Annotated in this window: 20 protein-coding genes and 1 other annotated feature; of the genes, 1 reads left to right on the forward strand and 19 read right to left on the reverse strand. The window is 40.5% G+C overall.

Annotated features, from left to right (window positions below; genetic code table 11):
- Positions 1 to 55: 55 nt before the first annotated feature.
- The 10 genes from mreD to PQ477_RS01105 form a co-directional block, all read right to left on the reverse strand.
- The gene (gene mreD, locus PQ477_RS01060) at positions 56 to 580 is read right to left on the reverse strand and encodes a rod shape-determining protein MreD (RefSeq protein ID WP_060703835.1); all 525 of its coding nucleotides are present in this window, start codon (positions 578 to 580) and stop codon (positions 56 to 58) included.
- Positions 577 to 1,479 (reverse strand): rod shape-determining protein MreC, encoded by a 903-nt coding sequence (gene mreC, locus PQ477_RS01065; RefSeq protein WP_274272840.1) that lies wholly within the window; start codon positions 1,477 to 1,479, stop codon positions 577 to 579. The genes mreD and mreC overlap by 4 nt, the downstream gene beginning before the upstream one ends.
- 11 nt (positions 1,480 to 1,490) lie before the next feature.
- A complete protein-coding gene (locus PQ477_RS01070) occupies positions 1,491 to 2,522 on the reverse strand; it encodes a rod shape-determining protein (RefSeq protein ID WP_035395468.1) in 1,032 nt (343 codons plus the stop codon).
- Positions 2,523 to 2,764: 242 nt separating this feature from the next.
- Positions 2,765 to 3,454, reverse strand: a complete 690-nt coding sequence (gene radC, locus PQ477_RS01075) for a RadC family protein (protein ID WP_274272841.1) — start codon at positions 3,452 to 3,454, stop codon at positions 2,765 to 2,767.
- A 13-nt stretch (positions 3,455 to 3,467) separates the two neighbouring features.
- The gene (locus PQ477_RS01080; RefSeq protein WP_274272842.1) at positions 3,468 to 4,049 is read right to left on the reverse strand and encodes a Maf family protein; all 582 of its coding nucleotides are present in this window, start codon (positions 4,047 to 4,049) and stop codon (positions 3,468 to 3,470) included.
- A gap of 243 nt (positions 4,050 to 4,292) precedes the next feature.
- The gene (locus PQ477_RS01085) at positions 4,293 to 6,242 is read right to left on the reverse strand and encodes a S9 family peptidase (protein ID WP_274272843.1); all 1,950 of its coding nucleotides are present in this window, start codon (positions 6,240 to 6,242) and stop codon (positions 4,293 to 4,295) included.
- Positions 6,243 to 6,333: 91 nt separating this feature from the next.
- Positions 6,334 to 7,404, reverse strand: a complete 1,071-nt coding sequence (locus tag PQ477_RS01090) for a hypothetical protein (RefSeq protein WP_274272844.1) — start codon at positions 7,402 to 7,404, stop codon at positions 6,334 to 6,336.
- Between the two features lie 45 nt (positions 7,405 to 7,449).
- Positions 7,450 to 8,187: a prepilin peptidase gene (locus tag PQ477_RS01095; RefSeq protein WP_274272845.1), complete on the reverse strand. Its 738-nt coding sequence runs from the start codon at positions 8,185 to 8,187 to the stop codon at positions 7,450 to 7,452.
- Positions 8,188 to 8,412: 225 nt separating this feature from the next.
- Positions 8,413 to 9,699: a bifunctional folylpolyglutamate synthase/dihydrofolate synthase gene (locus tag PQ477_RS01100; protein ID WP_274272846.1), complete on the reverse strand. Its 1,287-nt coding sequence runs from the start codon at positions 9,697 to 9,699 to the stop codon at positions 8,413 to 8,415.
- Positions 9,700 to 9,757: 58 nt separating this feature from the next.
- Positions 9,758 to 12,400 (reverse strand): valine--tRNA ligase, encoded by a 2,643-nt coding sequence (locus PQ477_RS01105; protein ID WP_274272847.1) that lies wholly within the window; start codon positions 12,398 to 12,400, stop codon positions 9,758 to 9,760.
- A 47-nt stretch (positions 12,401 to 12,447) separates the two neighbouring features.
- Positions 12,448 to 12,669: a binding site (T-box leader), on the reverse strand.
- A 155-nt stretch (positions 12,670 to 12,824) separates the two neighbouring features.
- Between PQ477_RS01105 and PQ477_RS01110 the strand changes: the two genes are divergently transcribed.
- The gene (locus PQ477_RS01110; RefSeq protein ID WP_035395480.1) at positions 12,825 to 13,037 is read left to right on the forward strand and encodes a YszA family small membrane protein; all 213 of its coding nucleotides are present in this window, start codon (positions 12,825 to 12,827) and stop codon (positions 13,035 to 13,037) included.
- 12 nt (positions 13,038 to 13,049) lie between these two features.
- Here the strand turns inward: PQ477_RS01110 and PQ477_RS01115 are convergent, their stop codons facing one another.
- The 9 genes from PQ477_RS01115 to hemA form a co-directional block, all read right to left on the reverse strand.
- Positions 13,050 to 13,736 (reverse strand): DUF1129 domain-containing protein, encoded by a 687-nt coding sequence (locus tag PQ477_RS01115; RefSeq protein ID WP_144559316.1) that lies wholly within the window; start codon positions 13,734 to 13,736, stop codon positions 13,050 to 13,052.
- Between the two features lie 138 nt (positions 13,737 to 13,874).
- Positions 13,875 to 14,879: a spore coat protein YsxE gene (gene ysxE, locus PQ477_RS01120; protein WP_274272848.1), complete on the reverse strand. Its 1,005-nt coding sequence runs from the start codon at positions 14,877 to 14,879 to the stop codon at positions 13,875 to 13,877.
- Positions 14,876 to 15,754 carry a hypothetical protein gene (locus tag PQ477_RS01125; protein ID WP_274272849.1) on the reverse strand — a complete coding sequence of 293 codons (879 nt, stop codon included), beginning with the start codon at positions 15,752 to 15,754 and terminating at the stop codon, positions 14,876 to 14,878. Before PQ477_RS01125 ends, ysxE begins: the two co-directional genes overlap by 4 nt.
- A gap of 10 nt (positions 15,755 to 15,764) precedes the next feature.
- Positions 15,765 to 16,868 (reverse strand): stage VI sporulation protein D, encoded by a 1,104-nt coding sequence (gene spoVID / locus PQ477_RS01130; protein WP_274272850.1) that lies wholly within the window; start codon positions 16,866 to 16,868, stop codon positions 15,765 to 15,767.
- A gap of 139 nt (positions 16,869 to 17,007) precedes the next feature.
- Complete coding sequence (hemL, locus tag PQ477_RS01135; protein ID WP_144559319.1) at positions 17,008 to 18,303, reverse strand: glutamate-1-semialdehyde 2,1-aminomutase; 1,296 nt, start codon at positions 18,301 to 18,303, stop codon at positions 17,008 to 17,010.
- A gap of 2 nt (positions 18,304 to 18,305) precedes the next feature.
- Positions 18,306 to 19,298 carry a porphobilinogen synthase gene (hemB, locus tag PQ477_RS01140; protein ID WP_035395960.1) on the reverse strand — a complete coding sequence of 331 codons (993 nt, stop codon included), beginning with the start codon at positions 19,296 to 19,298 and terminating at the stop codon, positions 18,306 to 18,308.
- Positions 19,282 to 20,034 (reverse strand): uroporphyrinogen-III synthase, encoded by a 753-nt coding sequence (locus PQ477_RS01145; RefSeq protein ID WP_274272851.1) that lies wholly within the window; start codon positions 20,032 to 20,034, stop codon positions 19,282 to 19,284. Before PQ477_RS01145 ends, hemB begins: the two co-directional genes overlap by 17 nt.
- A complete protein-coding gene (hemC, locus tag PQ477_RS01150; protein WP_035395955.1) occupies positions 20,034 to 20,963 on the reverse strand; it encodes a hydroxymethylbilane synthase in 930 nt (309 codons plus the stop codon). Before hemC ends, PQ477_RS01145 begins: the two co-directional genes overlap by 1 nt.
- A gap of 195 nt (positions 20,964 to 21,158) precedes the next feature.
- A complete protein-coding gene (gene hemA, locus PQ477_RS01155; RefSeq protein WP_274272852.1) occupies positions 21,159 to 22,532 on the reverse strand; it encodes a glutamyl-tRNA reductase in 1,374 nt (457 codons plus the stop codon).
- Between the last annotated feature and the right edge of the window lie 120 nt (positions 22,533 to 22,652).

The raw sequence follows: 22,652 nt of genomic DNA on the forward strand, positions 1-22,652 counted from the left end.
CTCTACTAACTCCCATTGTAACAATACATTCCACGTTTAATGCATAATTCCTGCTTTAACGATTGCGAAAGCTTGCTTGCTCATTTACATGGTTCGCTAATTTTCTAAACGGTAACACTAATAATATGGCTAGTGCACTGTTTAAAACGAGTGTTGGTAGCAAACGGTCGAGAAGGAAATCCCCACCCGTCATCGTCGTTACACTTAGAATATAAAACAGACCATATTGAAAATATTCAAAGAGAAAAACAGCTATTGTACAAAGTAAAACTGCCCAAAGCGCCGATTCTTTTACCGCTTTTAACGGAACTGCTGATAGATAGCCTAAACAAGCAAATCCAAACATATAGATCCCTAAATAATTCGTAAATACAACATCATAAAGGAGACCAAAAGCAAGTCCATAAATAAGCGCAACTTGCTTGCCTGAATATAAACCAATTAAGACAATGGTCATTATAACTAACCTTGGAACGACATATTGTGTCGCTTCTGTATAGTTAGCCAGCATATAAGGAAGAAGAGAGCCTTCTAAAATGAAAAGAAAAACGAGTACAATGGAAAAATAGGTCCGACTCATTCTTCCTCACCCTCTTCATCACCCAAGCCCTCTTCGCCTGAATCCATGCTAGGTAAATGTCTTTGAACAACGAAGACGTAGTCGAGTTTTGAAAAATCAGCAGTTGGATGAATATAGATATTCTGAGATAGGCCAAATTCATCTACTTCCACTCTCTCTACTTCACCGATTAATAAGCCTGAAGGGTAAACATCGCCTAAACCAGATGTTGTTACCGTTTCCCCTTCGCTAATCGGCACGTCGATATCCACTTTTCGCATAATCAATAAATCTTCTGCGACATCGTACCCTTCAATAAAGCCCATAGCTGGATCCTCATCTTCTTCCTCAATGAGCACTTGTGCTGACACTAAATTAGTTGGGTCATTATCACTTAATAACTGCACAAAAGAAGTAAACTTACTTGCATCAGTCACTTTCCCAACCAATCCACCTTGTGAATCGATAACAGCCATATCACCTGTCACTTCATCTCTCTGACCGCGATTAATGCCAATATACTGCTCCCATGCATCAGGTGAACGATTAATTACAACAGCCGATATACGAGAGTAGTCGCTAAGAGTCTCGTCAATATCTAACATCCCTCTTAGACGTTCGTTTTCTTCATCCAACAAATCTTTTTGAACAGATAACTGTGCGTATTCCTCTAATCGTGTGCGTAGTAATTGATTCTCATCGTATACATGAATGATCTCACTTACATTTTCATAAATCCCACCAATAAAATGCGCGGGTGCAGACACTAAGTTCTGAACCCAACCAATGGCATCACGCATAATTTGTTCTGGTTGAGATAAATTCCGGTCGTCTCTCATCGTGTAGCCAATTAACGCCATTAAAATGATAATACTTACTAATAAAACAATGAGCTTCTTGTTAGAGAAAAAAGATCGCATTCTCTATCCCTCTATTTCCAATTTGATCGAGCTGAACCTGCTTTTGTACGGAATAAATGAATATTTTCCAGTGCGCGTCCTGTGCCAATCGCTACACAATCAAGTGGGTCTTCAGCCACAATAACAGGCATATTTGTTTCTTCACTTAACACTTTGTCCAAATTCTTCAGTAATGCTCCTCCACCTGTTAAGACAATACCACGATCCATTATGTCGGCGGCTAACTCAGGTGGTGACTGCTCAAGTGTATCTTTAACTGCTTCAATAATCGTTTCCACTGTGTCCGAAAGCGCATTGGATATTTCACCTGACGTTACCGTAATCGTCTTCGGAAGTCCAGTTAAAAGATCTCGACCACGAATATCCATATCCTGACTTTCTTCGTCGTCAGCGCTTGCTGAACCAATTTCAAGCTTTAATGTTTCGGCTGTACGTTCCCCAATCATTAGATTGTAAGTCTTTTTCACATATTGAATAATGGCATCGTCCATCTCATCGCCAGCTACGCGAATGGATTGACTTGTTACAATTCCGCCTAATGAAATAATGGCGACTTCTGTCGTACCACCACCAATATCAACTACCATACTACCGGTTGGTTCCCAAACTGGTAAGTTTGCACCAATTGCAGCCGCAAAAGGCTCTTCTAGCGTGTATGCTTCTTTTGCGCCTGCTTGTTTTGTTGCGTCCTCTACAGCTCGTTTTTCAACTGCTGTAATACCAGACGGCACGCACACCATGACAGCTGGTTTGCGGCTAAACATCGAACTATTTTTCATTGCTTGTTGAATAAAATGCTTAAGCATTGTTGCAGTAGTATCAAAGTCAGCAATGACACCATCTTTCATTGGTCGAACCGCTACAATATTCCCTGGCGTACGACCAATCATTTTCTTTGCGTCATTTCCCACCGCTTGGATTGAATTCGTGTCTGTACGTAGTGCTACAACAGATGGCTCTCTAAGCACAATTCCCTTTCCTTTTGTGTAAACGAGTGTATTTGCTGTCCCTAAATCAATTCCAATGTCTCTATTTCCAAACATGTATGTATACTGTCTCTTTCGCTTTCTGTACAAGCGACCTAATAAATAGACAGATTCCTCCCTTTGCATTCACGTAGGTTCGTGGTTTTTCATTCTATTTATAATGGATGTGCATGCTTTCGCTACATTTCGACATTACTATAACGCAAACTCATACCCTTTATTATATCGAATTGTAAGCAAAAAAAATAGCCTTAAAGTTCCCTAGGCAAAAAAAAGTGATTCCATGGTTATTGATAATTTTACATACTTATAAATCCACGTTCTTTTAAACTCACATAATGAGTTTCATCACCAATGATAATGTGATCCAAAAGTGAGATGCCAAGTATTCTTCCAGCTTCATTCAGTCTTTTCGTTACACTAATGTCTTCTGGACTAGGAGAAGGATCACCACTCGGATGATTGTGAAGACAAATAACAGCAGCGGATGACGTACGCAATGCCTCTTTAAATACCTCTCGTGGATGGACGATGCTCGCATTTAAACTTCCAATAAAGACTGTTTTTTGTTTTATTACATAATTTTTGGTATTTAAATAAAGTACGACAAAATGCTCTTGATGAATGCCGATTAGATCATCGGCCACGATCTGAACCGCATCATCTGGAGAAGCAATGACTCTTTTTTGTCCTTTTCCTTCTCGGTTTATTCGTTTACCAAGTTCCATTGCCGCTGCAAGTTCAATTGCTTTTGTTACTCCTATCCCTTTAATGAGCCTCATTTCTTCAAGTGATGATTCACTTAAAGCAGTTAATGTTTTATAAGTAGAAAGCAATTGAGCTGCAACCTGCAACGCCGAGTATTGCTTTGTACCTGAACGGAGCATAATGGCAAGGATTTCTTGATTTGAAAGGGCTTTCGCCCCCTCACGGAGGAATCGTTCTCGGGGACGCTCTTGAAGAGGGACATCGCGAATAATAATGGACACGTACGTAGCTCCTTTATTTAGAGATTTTAGGGAAAATGCGAAAGGTAGCGAGAGCTTGAATGGTTTTAACAACTGGTAAACCAACAACTGTGTAATAATCACCTTTTATCTCTGAAACAAACATGGCACCTAAGCTTTGAATGCCATATCCACCCGCTTTATCACACCATTCATCTGTTTCTAAATATTGCTGCAGAAGTTCATTTTGAATCGATGTCATTGTCACGTAGGTTGTTTGAGAGAAAAGAATGGACTTTTCACGCTGAAAAAGCGCAACTCCGGTAGAGACACTATGAGTTGAATCCGACAATGAAAGTAACATTTCTTGTGCCTCTTGCTTTGATTGTGGCTTTCCCAGATGGTTGCCATTATGAGACACAATTGTATCAGCAGCTAACACAACGTGATCCGGGAATTGTTTCGCAACAACACTGGCTTTTCGACGTGCAAGAATACAGACCGCTTCTTCGGTTGATTGTTTACCATCTAGTGATTCGTCTACCTCGCTTGCATAAACAGAAAATGGAATGTGGCATTGTTTAAGGAGTTCACTTCGCCTTGGGGAACTAGAAGCTAATAGAAGGGGATGGATCATAAAGCACCTCTACTTTTTCTTTTTATTGTACAGGTGTTAGAAGTAGTTTACCAATAGTAAAGAGGAAAAAACAACAACAATTTAAAAGAAGACGAAAAACCTGATGATGTAAGGTTTTTCGTCTCTATAATACTTCTTCTGTTTCGTTAAATTTAACAGAGTTCTGCTATCCTACATTCTATTTAGCTACGTATCTTCTCAACATACCGTAATATAAATTTAAGTATGAAAGAAGTTGACTTATTACGAAAGATACTCTTCGAACCAACCTAGAATAGCTTCTAATCGCTTCACACGGAGACTCGGTTTTCCACTTCTGGACAATTCATGATTCGCTTCAGGAAAACGAATAAACCGTGTTTGTTTGCCTAATCGTTTTAATGCGATAAATAGTTGCTCTGCTTGCTCTATTGGACATCGAAGGTCATTCTCACCGTGCAAAATAAGCAAAGGTGTTTCCACATTGGCAACATATTTTATAGGAGAATGTTGCCAAAGAGTCTCCATCTCATCAAGCTCAGCTTTAATTTGCCAGTCAGAAAAATAATACCCTATGTCACTAACGCCGTAAAAGCTAATCCAGTTTGAAATCGAACGTTGCGTAACAGCTGCTTTAAATCGATTGGTATGACCAACCGCCCAATTCGTCATAAACCCACCGTAGCTTCCGCCAGTCATACCAAGCCTAGACTCATCAACCCAACTATTTGTTTTAACGACATCGTCAAGAATGTCCATAAGATCCTGAAAATCGCCTCCACCGTAATCGCCGCGAACAGCATCAACAAAGGCTTGTCCATAACCATGGCTTCCTCTCGGATTTGTATAAAGCACACCGTATCCTTTTGCCGCCAACATTTGAAATTCATGAAAATACGTATTCGCGTACATCGCATGTGGTCCACCGTGCACTTCTAAAATCAACGGATACGTTTGACCTTCTTCGTAAAAAGTCGGTTTCATTAACCAGCCCTCTACAAATGAACCATCTTCCCGGCTAACATTTACTTTTTCAGGAACACTAACTTGGAATTCTTCTTCAAATGCTTCATTAAACGTTGTTAAACGGTTTAATGCCTTGTCTTTATTGCTTACATGATAACATTCACTTGGCTCCACAACAGAACTATGGGTTACAATGAATTCATCTTGATAAAAATCAAAGCCGTTTATATGTGCATCCGTGTTAGTCAGCTTTTGCTGATCACCATTTAGAGAGAATCTCCATACGTTTACTGCCCCTTCGCTGGAAACCAACGTATATAGCGACTGACCATCGTTAGAGAAACGCAATCGATTTGATCCTGTTTGCTGTAAAAAGTCTCCAATTGCTATATCGCCAATAAAATGATCGACATTTTCTGTTAGATTTAGTGTTTCCACAGTACCGGTGCGATAAATGTTTATCTTTGGAAGAGTCGCATTCTCATATTCCCGTTGATGGCTCAATAAAGCAATTGTCTGTCCATCTGGCGACACAGCTCCGCCAGTAATCACTTGAACTTCTTTCGTCACTTGCCGCTCCTGCTTCGTATCCATATTAATAAGGTAGGCGTGTGCGCTAAATGAGAAATCACGGTTTTCCGCTCGATCACTCGCAAAAAGAATGTGACGGGAGTCTCCCGAAAAGTCTAATAACTGACTATCATATTGATCAGTAGTTAGCCACTGTTGTTTGTCTGTCCTTAAATCAACGCTTCCAATGCGCATCACTCGATCGTCATGCAGACCACGCTGGTCAGACTTATATTTCATTTGATCAATAACAAGCGGCTCTGGTTTTTGTCGTGCTTGTTCATTTTCTTCGGACTCTTTAAAAAACGTTGAATACGCGACTGTTGCTCCATCGGGGGCCAGCATATAAGAAAGAATCCCATGTTCCTCATACGTTACTTGCTTGGCATCGGCCAAGCCCTGCTTTAAGAATACTTGGTTTTTTCCTTCGCGATTGGATAGATATGTATAGCCATCACCACTTGGTAGCCACTGAGGCGCCACATGCTTACCTTTTTCTTGGGTTAATTTAGTTTGTTTACCTGTCTTTATGTCTATTACATATAAATGAGATTGATAAGTATTCTCGTGCTCATCTAAGTTCGTCACGACAAGGATTGCTTTTGTTCCATCAGGAGAAACAACTGGATTCGTTACCGTGCTTAATTGATATAAAGATTGTGCCATTAACTCTTTCACTCGATAAACCTCCTTTTTTGTAAAGTATATCGAAATCTTTCGGAAGACGAAAGAAAAAAGATGTCAAATGACACCTTTTTAATGGCACTGGCTATTCTTCATTAATAAATGTTACTACTTCTTCATATTGGACAATGAGCTGAAGTAACTGTTGTTGTATGTGATAAAGCGCATCGTTTTCGTTAGATTCATGATAGGTATTCAGTTCTTTTACAGCCGAAAATAATGTATCCGCATACTGCAAACTTTTTTCACGAGCTTGCTCATTCATTTGTGAAAAAGCTCTATCACGAGAATCGCGCAAATGCTCAACAGACTGATTTAATTGTGCTATATTCTCCTCGCTAATGGAACCGCGTTCGTTCGCCACAATGAATTGGGAAGAAACGTTATTCAAAAACTGATAGACTGCATTCGCGCTCGTGTACCAATTTGCAGCATCTTCTCCACCGACTGACACTTCACCACCCTCTACTGTATACGTCTTCACATATGTCTCCTGTCCCTGTTCACCGTAATGCTCGCTTAGTTCTGTACCCCTTGCTTGATCATTAGCTACTCCTAAAAACATATATTGCGTTTCCTCACCTGGTATGAGTACGGCAGGCAGCCCTTTTTCTTTTGTCTCTAATACAACTTTTTCAGCTGTTTCCATATCTGTGAATGCGGCTCCTTGAACAACGTCCACGTGTAAGCTTGGAAAGGAGACATCTGTATAGACCGTTGCTTGAGCAGGAATAACAGCCTCGCCATACGCCGTGTCATCGTTTAAAAAGAATTGGAAGACAACAATACCAAGTCCTAGTCCAACAACAATAGCAGACATAACAGCACCAACAATTGGCCAAGGAATGGACAGCTGGATTTTATTTTTTCGATTTTTAGGAGGGAGCTTTGGTCCTTTAGAGCGGTCACCATCATCCCAAAAAGGCTCATTTCCAGATTTTTTCACATTTAATTTTTCAGTGAAGTCCACAACTTTATCTTCTTCTGGTTGTAAATCGTCATTATCTTGTGGCGTTGAATGGTTTTTTTGAAATACTGAACGATCCCAGCTAATCACTTCAATCGGTTCTGAGTCTTCACTTTTGGGTGCAGGACGACTGTTTTTTTTCATTGATTGCGGGAACTTAAAATTCATCGAATGCTTTTGATCACTCATAAGTAAACACCCCTTTCCCTCTATACATATGAGGCTTGTCTTTATTTAGACCACATAAGGTAAAAAATAGACAATTAGTGCGGCGATGCTAATAAATGGTGCAAACGGAATTTTCATTCGCTTACTGTCTTCATATTTCTGTCTAAACGAGGGATGTATAAACACAAATAATAGGGCAATTGAGGAAGCCACTGCAATAATGAGCAATGTCGATTGAATACCAAACAACAGCATAAAAAGAAGAAATAATTTAACATCGCCACCACCGAGCTGTTCTTTTTGACAAGCATAAAGTAAGGTACTCAAAAGTACAAGGCTAATGACCAATGAAAAAAGATCAAACGTAATGGGATGAACAAAGAATCGTAGCGCAAGGAGCGGAATGGAAAACAAGAGTAAAATACGATTTGGTATGCGAAAGGAGCGAATATCTGTAAGTGTAAGGAGGATTAACATTGAAATGAGTAAAAACGACATAACATAGTCTACGAAGTGATTAGCATAATACCAAGAGAGAAAAAATAAGACACCTGTTATGACTTCAATAAGAGGAAAGTAAAAAGGGATCTTCTGATGACAAAAGCGACATTTTCCCCTTAATAACAAATAAGAGATAACTGGAATCATGTCGATGGCTTGGATTGTCTGTTGACAATGTTCACACTTTGATCGCCCTTTCATCGTTTGCTTGAACGTTCCACGGGACAGAAATGAAAGAAAGTACGAGCCTGTAACCATCCCTACGAGGCTTATATAGATGCCGATTACAAAAGATTCAGCCAACCGCTATGTTCCTCCTTCTACTTTATGTGTCTTTACTCATTCCACACCATTTGTCTCTTTCCCTGCTATTTTAGAAAATGATTTCCACTCATGTGCGGAATAAAATTTTTGCTACTGCAACTATAAAAAAGATCACTGTCCTTTAAAGCATGTGCTAAAAACCGATAATGAATCGTATCAGGTTTTTTCACTTTAATAGGACAGCATTCTCTTTGTTTATCTTAACTAAATGTTTCCGACTTCCTTCTTTTTCAGAAAATGACGAGCCTCTGAAATAAAATAAAGAGAGCCAGTTACAATAATGACTTCATCCGCAGCGGCTGTTTCTATTTTCTCTACTATTTTTGTCTTCCAATCAACCACTTCTTCTTTTTGTACAACTTGCTCAATTTGTTGAAACAATTCTTTTGCAGGCATCCCACGAAAGAATGAAAAGGAACAACAGTAATACGAAACGTTCATAGATTGGAGCGCTTTTATTAAAGGTGCAACGTCTTTCCCTTCTGTCACGCCGATAAATAACGCAATTTTTTTGGAAGCAAATTGTTGCCTTAACGTCTGTGCAAGTGCATGAAAGCCTTCTTGATTATGTGCACCATCAATTAATAATGCAGGATACTTACTTAACCACTCCATCCTACCTGGCCATGTTGTTTTTCGTAATCCTTCTCCTTTTGCAAAATCGGATATGGGTCGATCTAAATGCTTCTCGATTTCTTCACTTGCTTTTAATGCAAGCGCAGCATTATGATGCTGATGCTCTCCAAGCATTGACACCGTGTACGAATTACCTTGATACGTAAATCGACTTGTGTCCATCGTTTCGTATGTGAAATCATCCTTTAGAATTGAAATAGCTGCCTGCTTTTTATGCGCTTGCTCTTCAATGACCGCTCGCACATCACTTTGAATGTCACCAAGAATAATTGGCGTGTTCGGTTTAATAATCCCTGCTTTCTCAAACGCAATCTCTTCCAGGGTATTTCCAAGAATATGCATGTGGTCATGTCCAATCATTGTGATCATCGATACGATCGGTTGAATCACATTGGTCGAATCAAACCGACCACCTAAACCTACTTCAATTAAACAAATATCTGGTTTTGCTCGCTCTGCAAAATAGAGGAACATAATAGTCGTAATCACTTCAAATTCTGTTGGCGAACCAAGGTCCGTATCCGCTAATTGTTCAACCAAAGGTCTTACTTTGTTTGCTCCCCACACTAAATCTTCACTAGAAATTGGATTGCCGTTAACTGAGATACGTTCTTCAAATCGTTCTATGTAGGGAGACGTAAATGTTCCTACTTGAAATTGTTCTTCTTCTAGTATATGTCTTAAAAAACTTACAGTGGACCCTTTCCCATTTGTTCCGCCAATATGAACAGCTGTTATCAGTTGTTCCGGATGATTTAATTTCTCAAGCATCCATTCCATTCGCTTTAAGCCGGGCTTAATACCAAAAGGCAGCAAGGAATGAATCCATGCAATTGCTTCTTCACTCGTTTTCACTGCACGTCTCTCCTTAAAAAAGGAGCTCAGGCGTTCTTTACGCTTGAGCTCTTTCGTTTTATGCGCTTAGTTCTGCAATTCGTTCAATAACAATCGTTCGCTTTGACTCATAATCTGCTTTTTTCTTCTTTTCTTCTTCTACTACTTGCGCAGGTGCTTTTGCAACAAATCCTTGGTTGCTAAGCTTCTTTTCAATACGCTCAACTTCTTTTGTTAATTTTTCTTTCTCTTTTTCCAACCGTGCAATTTCTGCGTCTAAATCAAGAAGTCCTGCTAACGGCATAAAAATCTCCATCCCAGTTAAAGCATGCGACATTGCTTTTTCTGGCGTTTCTAAATCATTTGCAATAACGAGCTTACTCGGATTTGCAAACTTTTCGATGTAGGCTGAGCCAGTTTCTAAACATGCTTTGGTTTCATCATCTGCTGGTCGAATAAACAATTCAATTTGTTTACTCATTGGTACATTTAGCTCCGAGCGAGTATTACGAATAGAACGAATGAGTGTTTTTAATGTTTCCATATCCTGAAGTGCCTTTGGATCATAGAATTCACTCGTAAAGAGCGGCCATTCTGCAACTGTAATAGACTCTCCTTGATGAGGCAAGTACTGCCAAATTTCCTCAGTAATAAACGGCATAAATGGATGAAGCATGCGCATCGTATGGTCAAGCACATAAGCAAGAACGGAACGAGTCGTCGCTTTTGCCTCTATATCTTCTCCGTATAGAGTTAGTTTCGCCATTTCAATGTACCAGTCACAAACGTCATCCCAAATAAATGAATAAAGCGTACGTCCGGCTTCTCCAAATTCGTAACTATCCAGCAAACGCGTAACCGTTTCTGCTGTTTGACCTAAACGTGTTAAAATCCACTTATCTGCTATCGTTTTCTCTTTCGTTATATCAATTTCGTTGTAGCTTAGCCCATCCATATTCATTAACGCAAATCGAGAAGCATTCCATATCTTGTTACCGAAATTCCAAGTAGACTCGACTTTTTCCCAATAAAAACGAAGGTCATTCCCTGGAGTACTTCCCGTTGCTAAGAAAAAGCGCAATGAATCGGCTCCGTATTTATCAATTACCTCTTGCGGATCCACACCGTTTCCTAGGGATTTACTCATTTTCTTACCCTCAGCATCACGAATGAGTCCATGAATAAGTACATCTTTGAACGGTCTTTTGTTCGTAAACGCTTTTCCTTGGAAAATCATACGAGATACCCAGAAATAAATAATATCGTAGCCAGTTACAAGCACATCGGTTGGATAATAACGTTTTAAATCCTCGGCATCTTCATTTGGCCAGCCCATTGTTGAAAACGGCCATAGCGCTGAAGAAAACCACGTATCTAATACATCTTCATCTTGTACCCAGTTTTCTGGATCTTGAGGTGCTTCTTTCCCGACATAAAGCTCATTCGTCTCTTTATGATACCAAGCTGGGATTCGGTGTCCCCACCAAAGTTGTCTAGAAATACACCAGTCGCGAATGTTTTCCATCCAGCGTGTATAGGTGCCTTCAAAACGTTCAGGCACAAACGTTACTTTCGTGTCTTCATGCTGCTGCATTTTGAGAGATTCTTCTGCAAGAGGCTGCATTTTCACAAACCACTGCATTGATAAATAAGGTTCGACCACAACGCCGCTACGCTCTGAATGACCAACAGAGTGAAGGTGCTCTTCAATTTCAAATAATACACCTGACGCCTGTAAGTCTTTAACAATCTGCTTACGGCAATCAAAACGATCGAGCCCTTGATACTTGCCAGCATTTTCATTCATGGATCCATCTTCGTTCATAACGAGAATGCGCGGCAGATCGTGACGATTTCCAATTTCAAAGTCATTCGGATCATGAGCTGGGGTAATTTTAACAGCTCCCGAACCAAAATCACGATCAACGTACTCGTCTGCTACAATCGGAATTTCGCGACCAATAATTGGTAGCTTCACCTTTTTACCTACTAGGTGACTGTACCGTTCATCTTTTGGGTGAACAGCTACTGCTGTATCTCCAAGCATGGTTTCCGGCCTTGTCGTTGCGATTTTAATAGAACCTGTTCCGTCCACTAACGGGTACTCCATATGATAGAAAGCACCTTGAACATCTTGGTGAATAACTTCTATATCAGAAAGAGCTGTTTTCGTATGCGGGTCCCAGTTAATGATATATTCCCCACGATAGATAAGACCTTGTTCGTAAAGTGATACAAACACTTCATTAACTGCATCCGATAAACCTGAATCCAATGTAAATCGTTCTCGGGAATAATCTACGGAAATACCAACCTTTGCCCATTGCTTTCGAATAAAATTGGCATATTCTTCTTTCCATTCCCAAGACTTCTCAACAAAGCCTTCACGACCAAGATCATGCTTTGAAATTCCTTGTTCTTTTAGGCGCGCCTCCACTTTAGCTTGAGTTGCAATTCCTGCATGGTCCATTCCCGGAAGCCAAAGTGTGTCATAACCTTGCATTCGTTTTGTTCGAGCAAGAATATCTTGCAAGGTGGCATCCCATGCGTGACCAAGGTGGAGCTTTCCGGTAACATTTGGTGGTGGAATGACAATGGAGTACGGTTCTTTAGATGGATCGTCTGTAGGTTTAAAGAACTCGCCTTTTTTCCAGTAGTCGTACCATTTCCTTTCTGTTTCATTTGGATCATATTTTGTTGGCATTGTATGCTGCTCCGTCATTGGGCAGGCCTCCTTTAGCTTAAAAAAATACAAAAAACCCTTCCGTCTCAAAGGACGAAGGGATTGTTCGCGGTGCCACCTTTGTTCACAGACTTAGTCTGTGCAACTCAAATCGACTAACGGCTCGAAACCGTTTCTGTTTACTAGAAGGTTCAACAGAAAAGCTTACAGGCGACTTTCAAGTACTTGCTCTCTAGAAAGACTTTCAGCCAAGGTCCTTCCTCTCTACTAGAAGCAGTTTCTTTACTCCTCCTGATCACAGCTTGTATATAGGATCTATCCGTATTTTATCGCTTGCTTACAAGTACGTCAATATTAGCTTTGGTTATTTTTATATAGTCTATACATTCAGAACTGCTTTTGCAACAGTTTTAGGCTGCTTGCATACAATACAGTAATCATTATACAAAGGAGGAAGGTTGCTATGACTAAGCGATTTCAAGGCTTTCCACCACCATGTCCGCCACCTGGTCCACCTAAAAAATTTGGGCGCTTTAAATTTATTTGTATTCAATGCTTACCGCCAATTTTAGTGTTTCAGCTTATTCGTACATTACTTCTTCCAACAGCTGTAGACTTATTTTTATTAACCCTTATTATCGTTTTTTTCATTTGCTTGTTTTTCGGTATTGTGTAGTGTAAGCCACCTTCAAGAAAAAAGAATCACATCATTTTGATCCTTTTCCAGTTCTTTTTCTTCTAACTGATTTTTCCATTTACCTGCAACAAGAAAGAAGACAACCATGAAAACCGCAATAACGGTTGAATTGATGAGGGTTAACCGAATCGTTAAAATGCCGTCCCACAACCGCATGCTCGCAAAGAAGAGAAGAAATGCCGTTAATTGCGTTACGATGCCAATCCCTTTCCACATAACGGCTTTTTCTTTTGTCGAAGCTTTATCATATAAATAAAAGCCGAACAAGCCTACACTCGCTAAAAGAATAATAGGTAAAAACGAAAAAGAAGATGCCTGAATATTTGAATCTAATAAGCCTGCTATTTGAATAATGAACTGCAAAACAAAATAGACAACTAGGATAAGCAAACCAACTCTTAGTAACAAAGCCATTTTTAACGATGTTGACATTTTTGGAACGTTTTTTGTTCGCTTCTCACAGTATGTGTAAATGTTCTTTTGATTCAGCTCTAAATCAATCGCATTTTTTTCAGCGTACAACCACTCATCTAGTATTTGGTGAAGAATCTGATTTCGTTTCCGTTGTGAAAAGCTAGCAGCTTCCATATAGTCAATTGCTTCTTCAAATAAGGCTTGCTTTTCATTTGTGAGCTTTTTCTTTTTTTCTTCAAGCGCTTCAGTGCCTTTTTTCTCCATCTTATACACCTACTCTCTTTTATCTGCCATTACTTTAAGCATACCCGAATTGTCCCGAACTAAGCGTATACCTCTTTATTTAATGCCATATTTTTCTTTTTATCAAGTGTAAAATCCTAAAAAAAAGCAAGCATCAGCTTAAGACTGATTACTTGCTTCCTCTTCTTCCTGAGGGACAATCTTCGGAACAAATCGCTGCACTTTACGCAGTGCATAAATGCGTTTTTCAAGTTTTTGTGTTAGCTCTAACTCATTTCCACCTTTTCGATAATCCATCATCGTGTAGTAAATCGGCTCAGGAAAAAGGAGATAGGCACTTACTAAGTATTTTTCAGCAGTAACGAGGGGCAAATGCTGTTCATATCTAGCGAACCAGCGCAGTACTTCATTTTCATCCCACAATGAGTGCGGAAAACCGTGTCTACACAAAGTCGCTAAATCGCGAGCTGGTGTATCTAAACTGGCACGCTCAAAGTTAATCAATAAAGGCTGGCCATTTGTTGCGTGCAACAGATGATGTCGAGATAGGCGCCCATGAGTTAACACACTACGGTAACTACCTTTATCGATTGTAGTCTTGTACCATTTCTCCAAATAGGTCGTTGCCTCATCCGCTAATTGCTCAAACATTTTAAAATGCGTAAGAAATGAGAGTTCAAATGGAGATAAATACGCTTTTACTTCTGCTTCATCTGCAAAACGGGATAATTCTAGCGAGTGAATTTCCCACCTAGACAGTAGGCGTTCACACGATTGATCAATAACATCTTTTGAAGCAGTTTGAGATTTAACCGTCATCCGATGAATGGTTCCAATTGAATCAGCCATAATCTCTTCAATTGATTGTCTTCCTTGGTAATCCTGGGTTTCGATCCAAGGCATTAGATAATACGACTTACCGGATACAAATAACGAATATTCCCCGAATTTTGTCGGAATAATCGGAACGAATGATGGATAGTTTAATCGTGAAAGCTTCCTTATCGCATGAATACATTCTTCTGCTTGAACTGGATCCATTGATGATTGTTTTAATGCAAACGCTCCATGTTCAGTTTCAATACGATAAATATTCCCTTGTTGTTCAACCGTTACGGCTGTTAAATCGTAATAATAAAGCAATGCTTCAATAAACGGGTTCATGTTGTCACCTTCTTTGCATCAAGCCACTTTGCTAATGCCGAAGCAAATGACTGCGTTTTATCCCACTCTCTTTTTAGGTGATCAATTAATTCAGAAAAGGCTTGACCATTGGAGGCCGCACTCCCTCGTAATAACGTATCCAATTCATCAGGAATAAGCACTGTAGCCATGATGGCTTTTCGTTCGTTGGCAGTCAACGTTGCCTGTTTATCCAATTCATTTAACAATGCATGCAATGACGCTTCATCTTTGCGCTCGTACCACGATTTAAGAAATGCCTTAAACGACTGATAACCGTACTCCGGTTTTTTTACACTTCCTTGTACGACTAGCATATGTCCACGGAATGAGCCTGTTAGTTCTGTAAACGAATCCATTTTAGGTACAGTCATTTCGTCAGACTTAACTATCTTCTTAGCCATCGTTAAACGATGATTCGCTTCCTGAAATAGAGTCCGAAAAAACAGCCTTTGTTCACGAGTGGCTTGTTCTAAAATAGGATAATCACTCGATAGCTCTTTTGGCAGCGAGATCATCGATTGATCTTTCCGGCCGGCCTGAATCATCAAACCTAGAATTTCTCCCCACCGCTTCTCATCTTGATCTTCCCGTTGTCCAGTTGGTACTTCATCATGCAAACTAATGAATTGGTTGTCCTCTTCCATATAAGCAGCGCCTTCAACGGTTCTTAGCATCCGGTTCATCATGACATAAGGCGCGACACTACAGTTGTCACGCCACTCCATATGCCACTTTAAACAAGCTTCATCTTCCCAATAGCAGATTTGCTTTATACCTTTTTCTGTGTTTAGTTGATGTTTTGATTCTAAAGACGCCTGTTTAAACCCATACTCTTCTTTCATGCGCTCAATCATCGGTCACCACCTACTTACCCTTCGAAGGTATATAAATGATTTGCCCCTCTTCAACTTTTTCACTATCAAGGTTGTTATAACGCGTTAATTGACTAGTGGAAAGTTCATAACGATCGGCAATAACCTGTAGCGTTTCTTCTTCTTGAATAATACACATCTTCCATCTGGAGAACTGTTCATCCTCATTTCGAAGCATGCTCGTTAAGTACGAAGCGCTGTCACGTTCATTCTTTCCTACATCCTCAGTCACTTCTTCGACTACATCAACTGGATCTTCAAGCTCGTTCATTTCACTCGTTTCAGTCAAATAACGGTAGGCAGGAGAGGCTTCATCATTTAGATCACTGACAGTAGCGATATCATCTTCATCCACCTCTTCTTCCCAATTGGATTGAGTGAACGTCTCCACAATGTCTTGCTCCATACTTCTATGGTTATAAGCTAGTTCTTGTTCTGGTTCTTGCCTTGGTTCTTGTTCTAGTTTTTCTTCTGTTCTTTGCTCCACATATGATTGACTTTCCTCAACCGCTTCATCCGACTGATACGCTTCGAATTGAAAAGCCGTTTCCTCTGTGCTTTCATACTCTTCTGATTCAGTGTCATTTTCAACAACTTCGTACTTATACTCAGAATCAACCAACTCAATTTCTCGCTGTTGCTCGTCTGACTTCACGCCACTAATCGACACATCTGCTGTTAATTGAATGCAGCTTTTCTCTGGTAAATCGTAATCAAAGCTCGATACTTCTACATAAATATCATCAACATGCTGAATTCGTGTCATCGGGATCGTAATATCAATTGGAAAAACATGTTCAATCTGGCCTGCTCCGGCTTCCGTTTCTGTCTGAATATCACCTGATTGACGAAAATCACTTAAAGCAGTAAAAGATGCGTCTTCATCTTCTTCTACCTCTTCCTGTATTTCTTCTACCATTTTGTATTCGCCAATAAAACGAAGACCACCTTGAATGGTTACATGATCGTCCATTTGCTTGACTGAAATTTCCGGTGTGAGGGACATGCCAATAATTTCATCAATTTGTTGCCCTTTATTAAGCCAAACAGAATCTTCAATCGAAAATGTTAAGGCTGACGACTGTTCTTGAGACAATTTAATTCCTCCTTCTTCACCATCATCCGTTGTACACGTACACTATTACGTCTATGAGCTAAGCTAGTCGATTATGCGTACAACAGACGAAAAAAAACAAGCCTTTCTAGTTTCGTACTAGCAAAAGGCTTGTAGTCGATCATTCAGCTTGAGAAAGAGTAGCAAATACACGATTTGCCGCTTCAATTGTTTTTTCGATATCGTCGTCTGTGTGAGCCGTTGAGAGGAAGAGCCCTTCAAATTGTGAAGGAGCAATTGAAACCCCTTCTTCTAACATCCCTCTAAAATAACGTGCAAATAACTCTAAATCAGCAGTCTTCGCCTGATCAAAATTCGTGACATGCTCATTTGTGAAGAAAAGACCAATCATCGATCCTGCACGGTTAATTGTATGGGGGATGCCATGTGCTTTTGCAGCCTCTGAGAGACCTTGCTCCAAACGTTCTCCTTGTTTACGAAACACCTCGTAGTCTTCTCTCGTTAGTTGAGAAAGGGTATAATATCCTGCTGTCATTGCAAGTGGGTTCCCGGACAATGTACCAGCTTGATAGATAGGTCCGCTAGGGGCAATTTGTTCCATAATTTCTCGTTTTCCACCAAATGCACCAACAGGCAGTCCTCCACCAATCACTTTTCCTAAACACGTTAAATCAGGTGTAACGCCAAGTTCTCCCTGCGCACATTCATAGCCAACCCGAAAGCCTGTCATGACTTCATCAAAAATCAACACCGTTCCATTGGCTGATGTTAATTCTCTAAGTGTTTCTAAAAACCCAGGTTCTGGACGAACAACACCCATGTTTCCAGCTACCGGCTCTACAATAACTGCCGCAAGGTCATCACCAAACTGTTCAAATGCATACTTTACACTATCAACATCATTGTAATGAACGGTTAACGTGTTCTGTGCTACTGATTCAGGAACACCAGGGCTATCTGGTAAGCCAAGTGTCGCAACACCAGAACCTGCTTTTATTAGCAACGAATCCCCATGTCCGTGATAACAGCCAACAAATTTTAATATTTTGTTACGCCCTGTATAACCTCTTGCTAATCGAAGTGCGCTCATCGTCGCTTCTGTACCAGAATTAACCATACGAACTACTTCGATTGATGGCACACGTTCAATCACTAGTTCTGCCATCTTGGTTTCTAACTCATGAGGCGCACCAAAGCTTGTCCCAAGTTCCGTTGCTTTTTTTAATTCTTCCACTACAACTTCATCTGCATGCCCTCGAATAAGCGGTCCCCAAGATAGTACATAATCAATATATTGATTCCCATCAATGTCTGTGATTTTTGATCCTTTTCCTTGTTTCATATAAACCGGATTCATACCAACTGATTTAAAGGCACGAACAGGGCTGTTTACACCACCTGGCATCAGCGGCTTTGCTTGTTCAAACGCTTGTTTTGATTTTTCGTAGTGAGCCATCTTTAGTAACCTCCTTGTGTCTCTTCATACAGCCATTGTGCAGCGTCTTTTGCAAAATAGGTTAGAATGAGCGATGCTCCAGCTCGTTTCATACTTAGAAGCTTTTCTAACACAATTGCTTTCTCGTTCACCCAACCATTTTGTGCTGCTGCCTTAACCATCGCGTACTCTCCACTAACGTTATAAGCCACGATGGGGACATCCGACATTTCCTTTACATCACGTACAATGTCTAAGTAAGATAAAGCCGGTTTGACAATGAGGAAGTCTGCTCCTTCTTCCAAATCAGACGTCGCTTCTCGCACCGCTTCTTCTCGATTAGCAGGATCCATCTGATACGTTTTGCGGTCCCCAAAAGCAGGTGCACTATTTGCCGCATCACGAAACGGACCGTAAAACGCTGAAGCATACTTCACAGCATAAGACATGATGGGGACATCCACATAGCCTGCCTCGTCTAAGCCCTGACGAATTGCTGCTACAAAGCCGTCCATCATATTTGATGGCGCAATAATATCAGCACCAGCTTCTGCTTGTGAAATCGCTGTTTTTACTAAAAGGTTAAGACTCTCATCATTCACAACATCTCCTTCACGGATGATGCCACAATGTCCGTGATCTGTGAATTCGCATAAACAAGTATCTGCAATGACAAGCATATCAGGAAATGCTTCTTTTATCTGTTTCGTTGCTTTTTGGATGATGCCATGACTCGCAAATGCTTCTGACCCAATTTCATCTTTATGATGGGGCAAGCCAAATAAGATAATGGCACGAATCCCTAATTTTTGCACTTCAGCCACTTCGTCATTTAAACGATCTAACGAAAACTGAAACACTCCTGGCATTGAAGGAACTTCTGTCTTTTTATTCGTTTCTTCAGTTACAAACAGCGGGTAAATAAAATCGTTCGCTGAGAGCGTCGTTTCCTTCACCATTGCCCGAATAGCTGCTGTTTTTCTTAGGCGTCTATGTCGCTTAAACGTTACGTTCATGTTTGTGTGCCTCCTCTATAAGCATGGCCTTTACTAAACCATCTGTTGAATAAGTATCTGCCGTCACCGTAGGCGTTAGCCCTAATTGAATTGCACGTGCATTGGTTCTTGGGCCAATACAAGCAATTTTTCGATAAAAAATGGGACATGTTTCCATGATCGTTCGTAAATGAGTAGCCGTAGATGGACTCGTTAACGTTACATAATCAAACACGAGATTTGGTAAAGCTTTTGCTTCCTCAACTGCTTCCTCAGGCATGATAGTATCATAGGTAGTTAGAGTTTCAACTTTAATGCTCTTCTCCTCTAACGCATGAATAATGGTTGGCCTCGCCAATTGACCCCTCACTACTAGTACACGCTCTCTTTCACCTACTACCGTTCGTAACATACGTGCCAACGCTTCTCCATCTTGAACCTTTGGTACGACAGATACATGATAGTGGTACTGCTCTATTTCTTGAGCTGTTTGTATGCCAACCGCTGCAATTTTTGCCTTTAATGGCCCACCTTGATAGGCTGAAAAAAACGAACGTACACCATTGACACTTGTAAATACAAGCCAATCAGCACGTGCCGCTTTTTTAGAAGCTTCAGCACCTACCGGTCGAAAGACGATTTTTATTAAAGGTAAGAAATAAGGGGTTCCGCCGTACGCTGTAATCAATTCAGCGAACTGCCTCGCATCCTTTTCCTCTCGCGTTAGCAAGATGTGCTTATTTCGCAGCGCGAGCATCACTCTAGACTCTCTCTCACTTTATTTAAAATGTCTTCCGCTCCTTGTGCAGACAACTGCTTTGCCAAATCCGTTCCTAGCTTTTCTGGATCACTACCTGATGCCGTTTCTTTTAGTAAAACTTGTCCATCTGGGGAGCCTACTAAGCCTGTTAAAGTAATTGTGCCGTCATTTTCTACTGTAGCATACCCACCAATCGGAACTTGACACCCGCCATTTAACGTATGAAGGAAAGCGCGCTCTGCTCGAACCGCAGATGCTGTTTCTTCATGATTCAATAATTGTAAAAGACGGTTCACCTCTGTATCATCTTGACGCCCTTCAAGGCCTAATGCACCTTGGCCAATTGCAGGGATACATTCATCCGTCTCTAAATAATGTGTGACAGCTGATTTGGCATATCCTAATCGATTTAGTCCAGCAGCAGCAAGTACAATGGCAGAAAACGATTCTTCCTTTAATTTTCGCAGCCTTGTCTCAACGTTGCCTCGAATCCATTGAACGGTAAGATGCGGATAGCGATGCAAAATCTGCGCAGATCGACGCAAGCTGCTTGTTCCAATAATAGCCCCTGGTGGCAGCTCACTTAACGGCACATGGTTTTCACTAATAATGGCATCTCTTGGGTCCTCTCGATCAGTAATAGCTCCTAATACAAATTCAGGCAACATTTCTGACGGCACATCTTTCATTGAATGAACGGCAATATCAATTTCCCCAGTTCGCAACGCCTCTTCAATTTCCTTTACAAAAAGACCTTTGCCGCCAACTTTTGAAAGAGTAACGTCTAGTATTCGATCCCCTTTTGTTACAATTTCCTTTATTTCAAATTGGTACGGCACATTTAATTTCTTAAATTGCTCAATGACCCATCTTGTTTGCGTCATCGCTAAATTGCTTCTTCTCGTACCGAGTACAATTGTTCTCATGCTCTTCCTCCTAAAATCATAAAACCATTATGTACATCTTTCATTTTAAAAAGGAAAAAAGCGCAATCATTGACGCTTTTGTGGCAAACGTCCGCTAGCCCAAAAGCTTCAGCTAGTAACATTCCCACTGGAGTCGTCGCCTGATGCGCTTTTCACTCTCATTATCAGCTCATATGGAAATTCAACAATGACGGCTTACGAGCGCAAAGCAACAGTGCCTTCAATCTCGCTATAGGACTCACTTTCTTGCTTCCATAGTGCCTTTATATCATTTTGGCGTTCCCGTTCTTTCTGTTCTTCTAACGTCTCTTCTAACGCAAAAATGTCCGTGAACAACTGTAGCGATAATTGGGCATCAGGCTCAGCTGCTAGTTCTTTTACCTTCGTTAACGGATCACGAAGAAGTTGATTCACAATACTTTTTGTATGCTTACGAAGAACTTTTAACTCACGATCGGTTAAATGAGGTAATTTCCGTTCAATACTAGACATCGTGTCACCTTGAATTTGCAATGCTTTCCCACGTAAAGCTGTGATGATGGGAACGACTCCTAGTGTGTTTACCCACATATTAAACTCCACAATCTCTTCTTCAATCATTAAAGAAATTTTCTCTGCTTCGCGCTCTCGCTCTTGCTTGTTCGATTCAACGATATGTTGCAAATGATCAATGTCATACAAGTGAACATTTTCCCATTCGTTTAATGTTGGCTCGACATCACGCGGAACCGCAATATCAATAATGAATAACGGCCGCTCCTCTCGGGAACGTAATGCTTTTTCCGTATTTTCTTTTGTTAATACAAATTCTCTTGCTCCTGTAGAGCTTATGACCACATCTGCACGCTTCAATTCTTCTTCTAAATGATCAAACGAGACCGCTTCACCACTGAATTGATTAGCAAGATTCTCAGCTTTTGCAACACTTCGATTCATAACAACAATGGAAGCGGCTCCATTCGCATGTATATGCTTTGCCGTCAGCTCACTCATCTCTCCTGCACCGACAATAAGGACACGCTTTCCTTCAAAACTACCAAAAATCTTTTTACCAAGTTCAACGCCGGCATAACTAACTGAGACGGCTTGAGAAGAAATGGCCGTCGAACTATGAGCACGCTTACCTAAGGTAATCGCTTGCTTAAATAGCTGGTTAAAGACCGTACCTGTTACTTGTAATGATTGAGCGAGCTGAAACGCTTGCTTAGCTTGACCAAGAATTTGCGTTTCACCAATAACCATTGAATCTAGACCACACGATACTCGAAACAAATGTTCAACTGCATGATCATTTTCTTTTATTGTTAGATAAGCGGTTAATTCATCCTTATTAATGGAAAACCAGTTTGCTAAAAACGTTTTTGTAAAATGCCTTCCGGTATGAATTTGATCTGCTACAACATAAAGCTCAGTGCGATTGCAAGTTGATAGAATCACACACTCCATAATGCTTTTTGAAGTGCGCAGTTGGGCAAGAGCCGCCGGCAACTGCTCTTCATCAAAAGCTAGCTTTTCGCGAATTTCCACCGGGGCAGACTTATAGTTCACTCCTACGACAATCGTATGCATTTAAAAAGCCCCCTAAAGCTACGTTTCCAATCTCTTACTTCTACTTTATCCAATTCTCATTATATCATGCCTAAATTATAACATGTCTAAATAAGGACTCAAAATTTTTTTGTGAACAAT

The sequence above is a fragment of the Shouchella hunanensis genome, assembly GCF_028735875.1.
Classification (GTDB): domain Bacteria; phylum Bacillota; class Bacilli; order Bacillales; family Bacillaceae_D; genus Shouchella; species Shouchella hunanensis.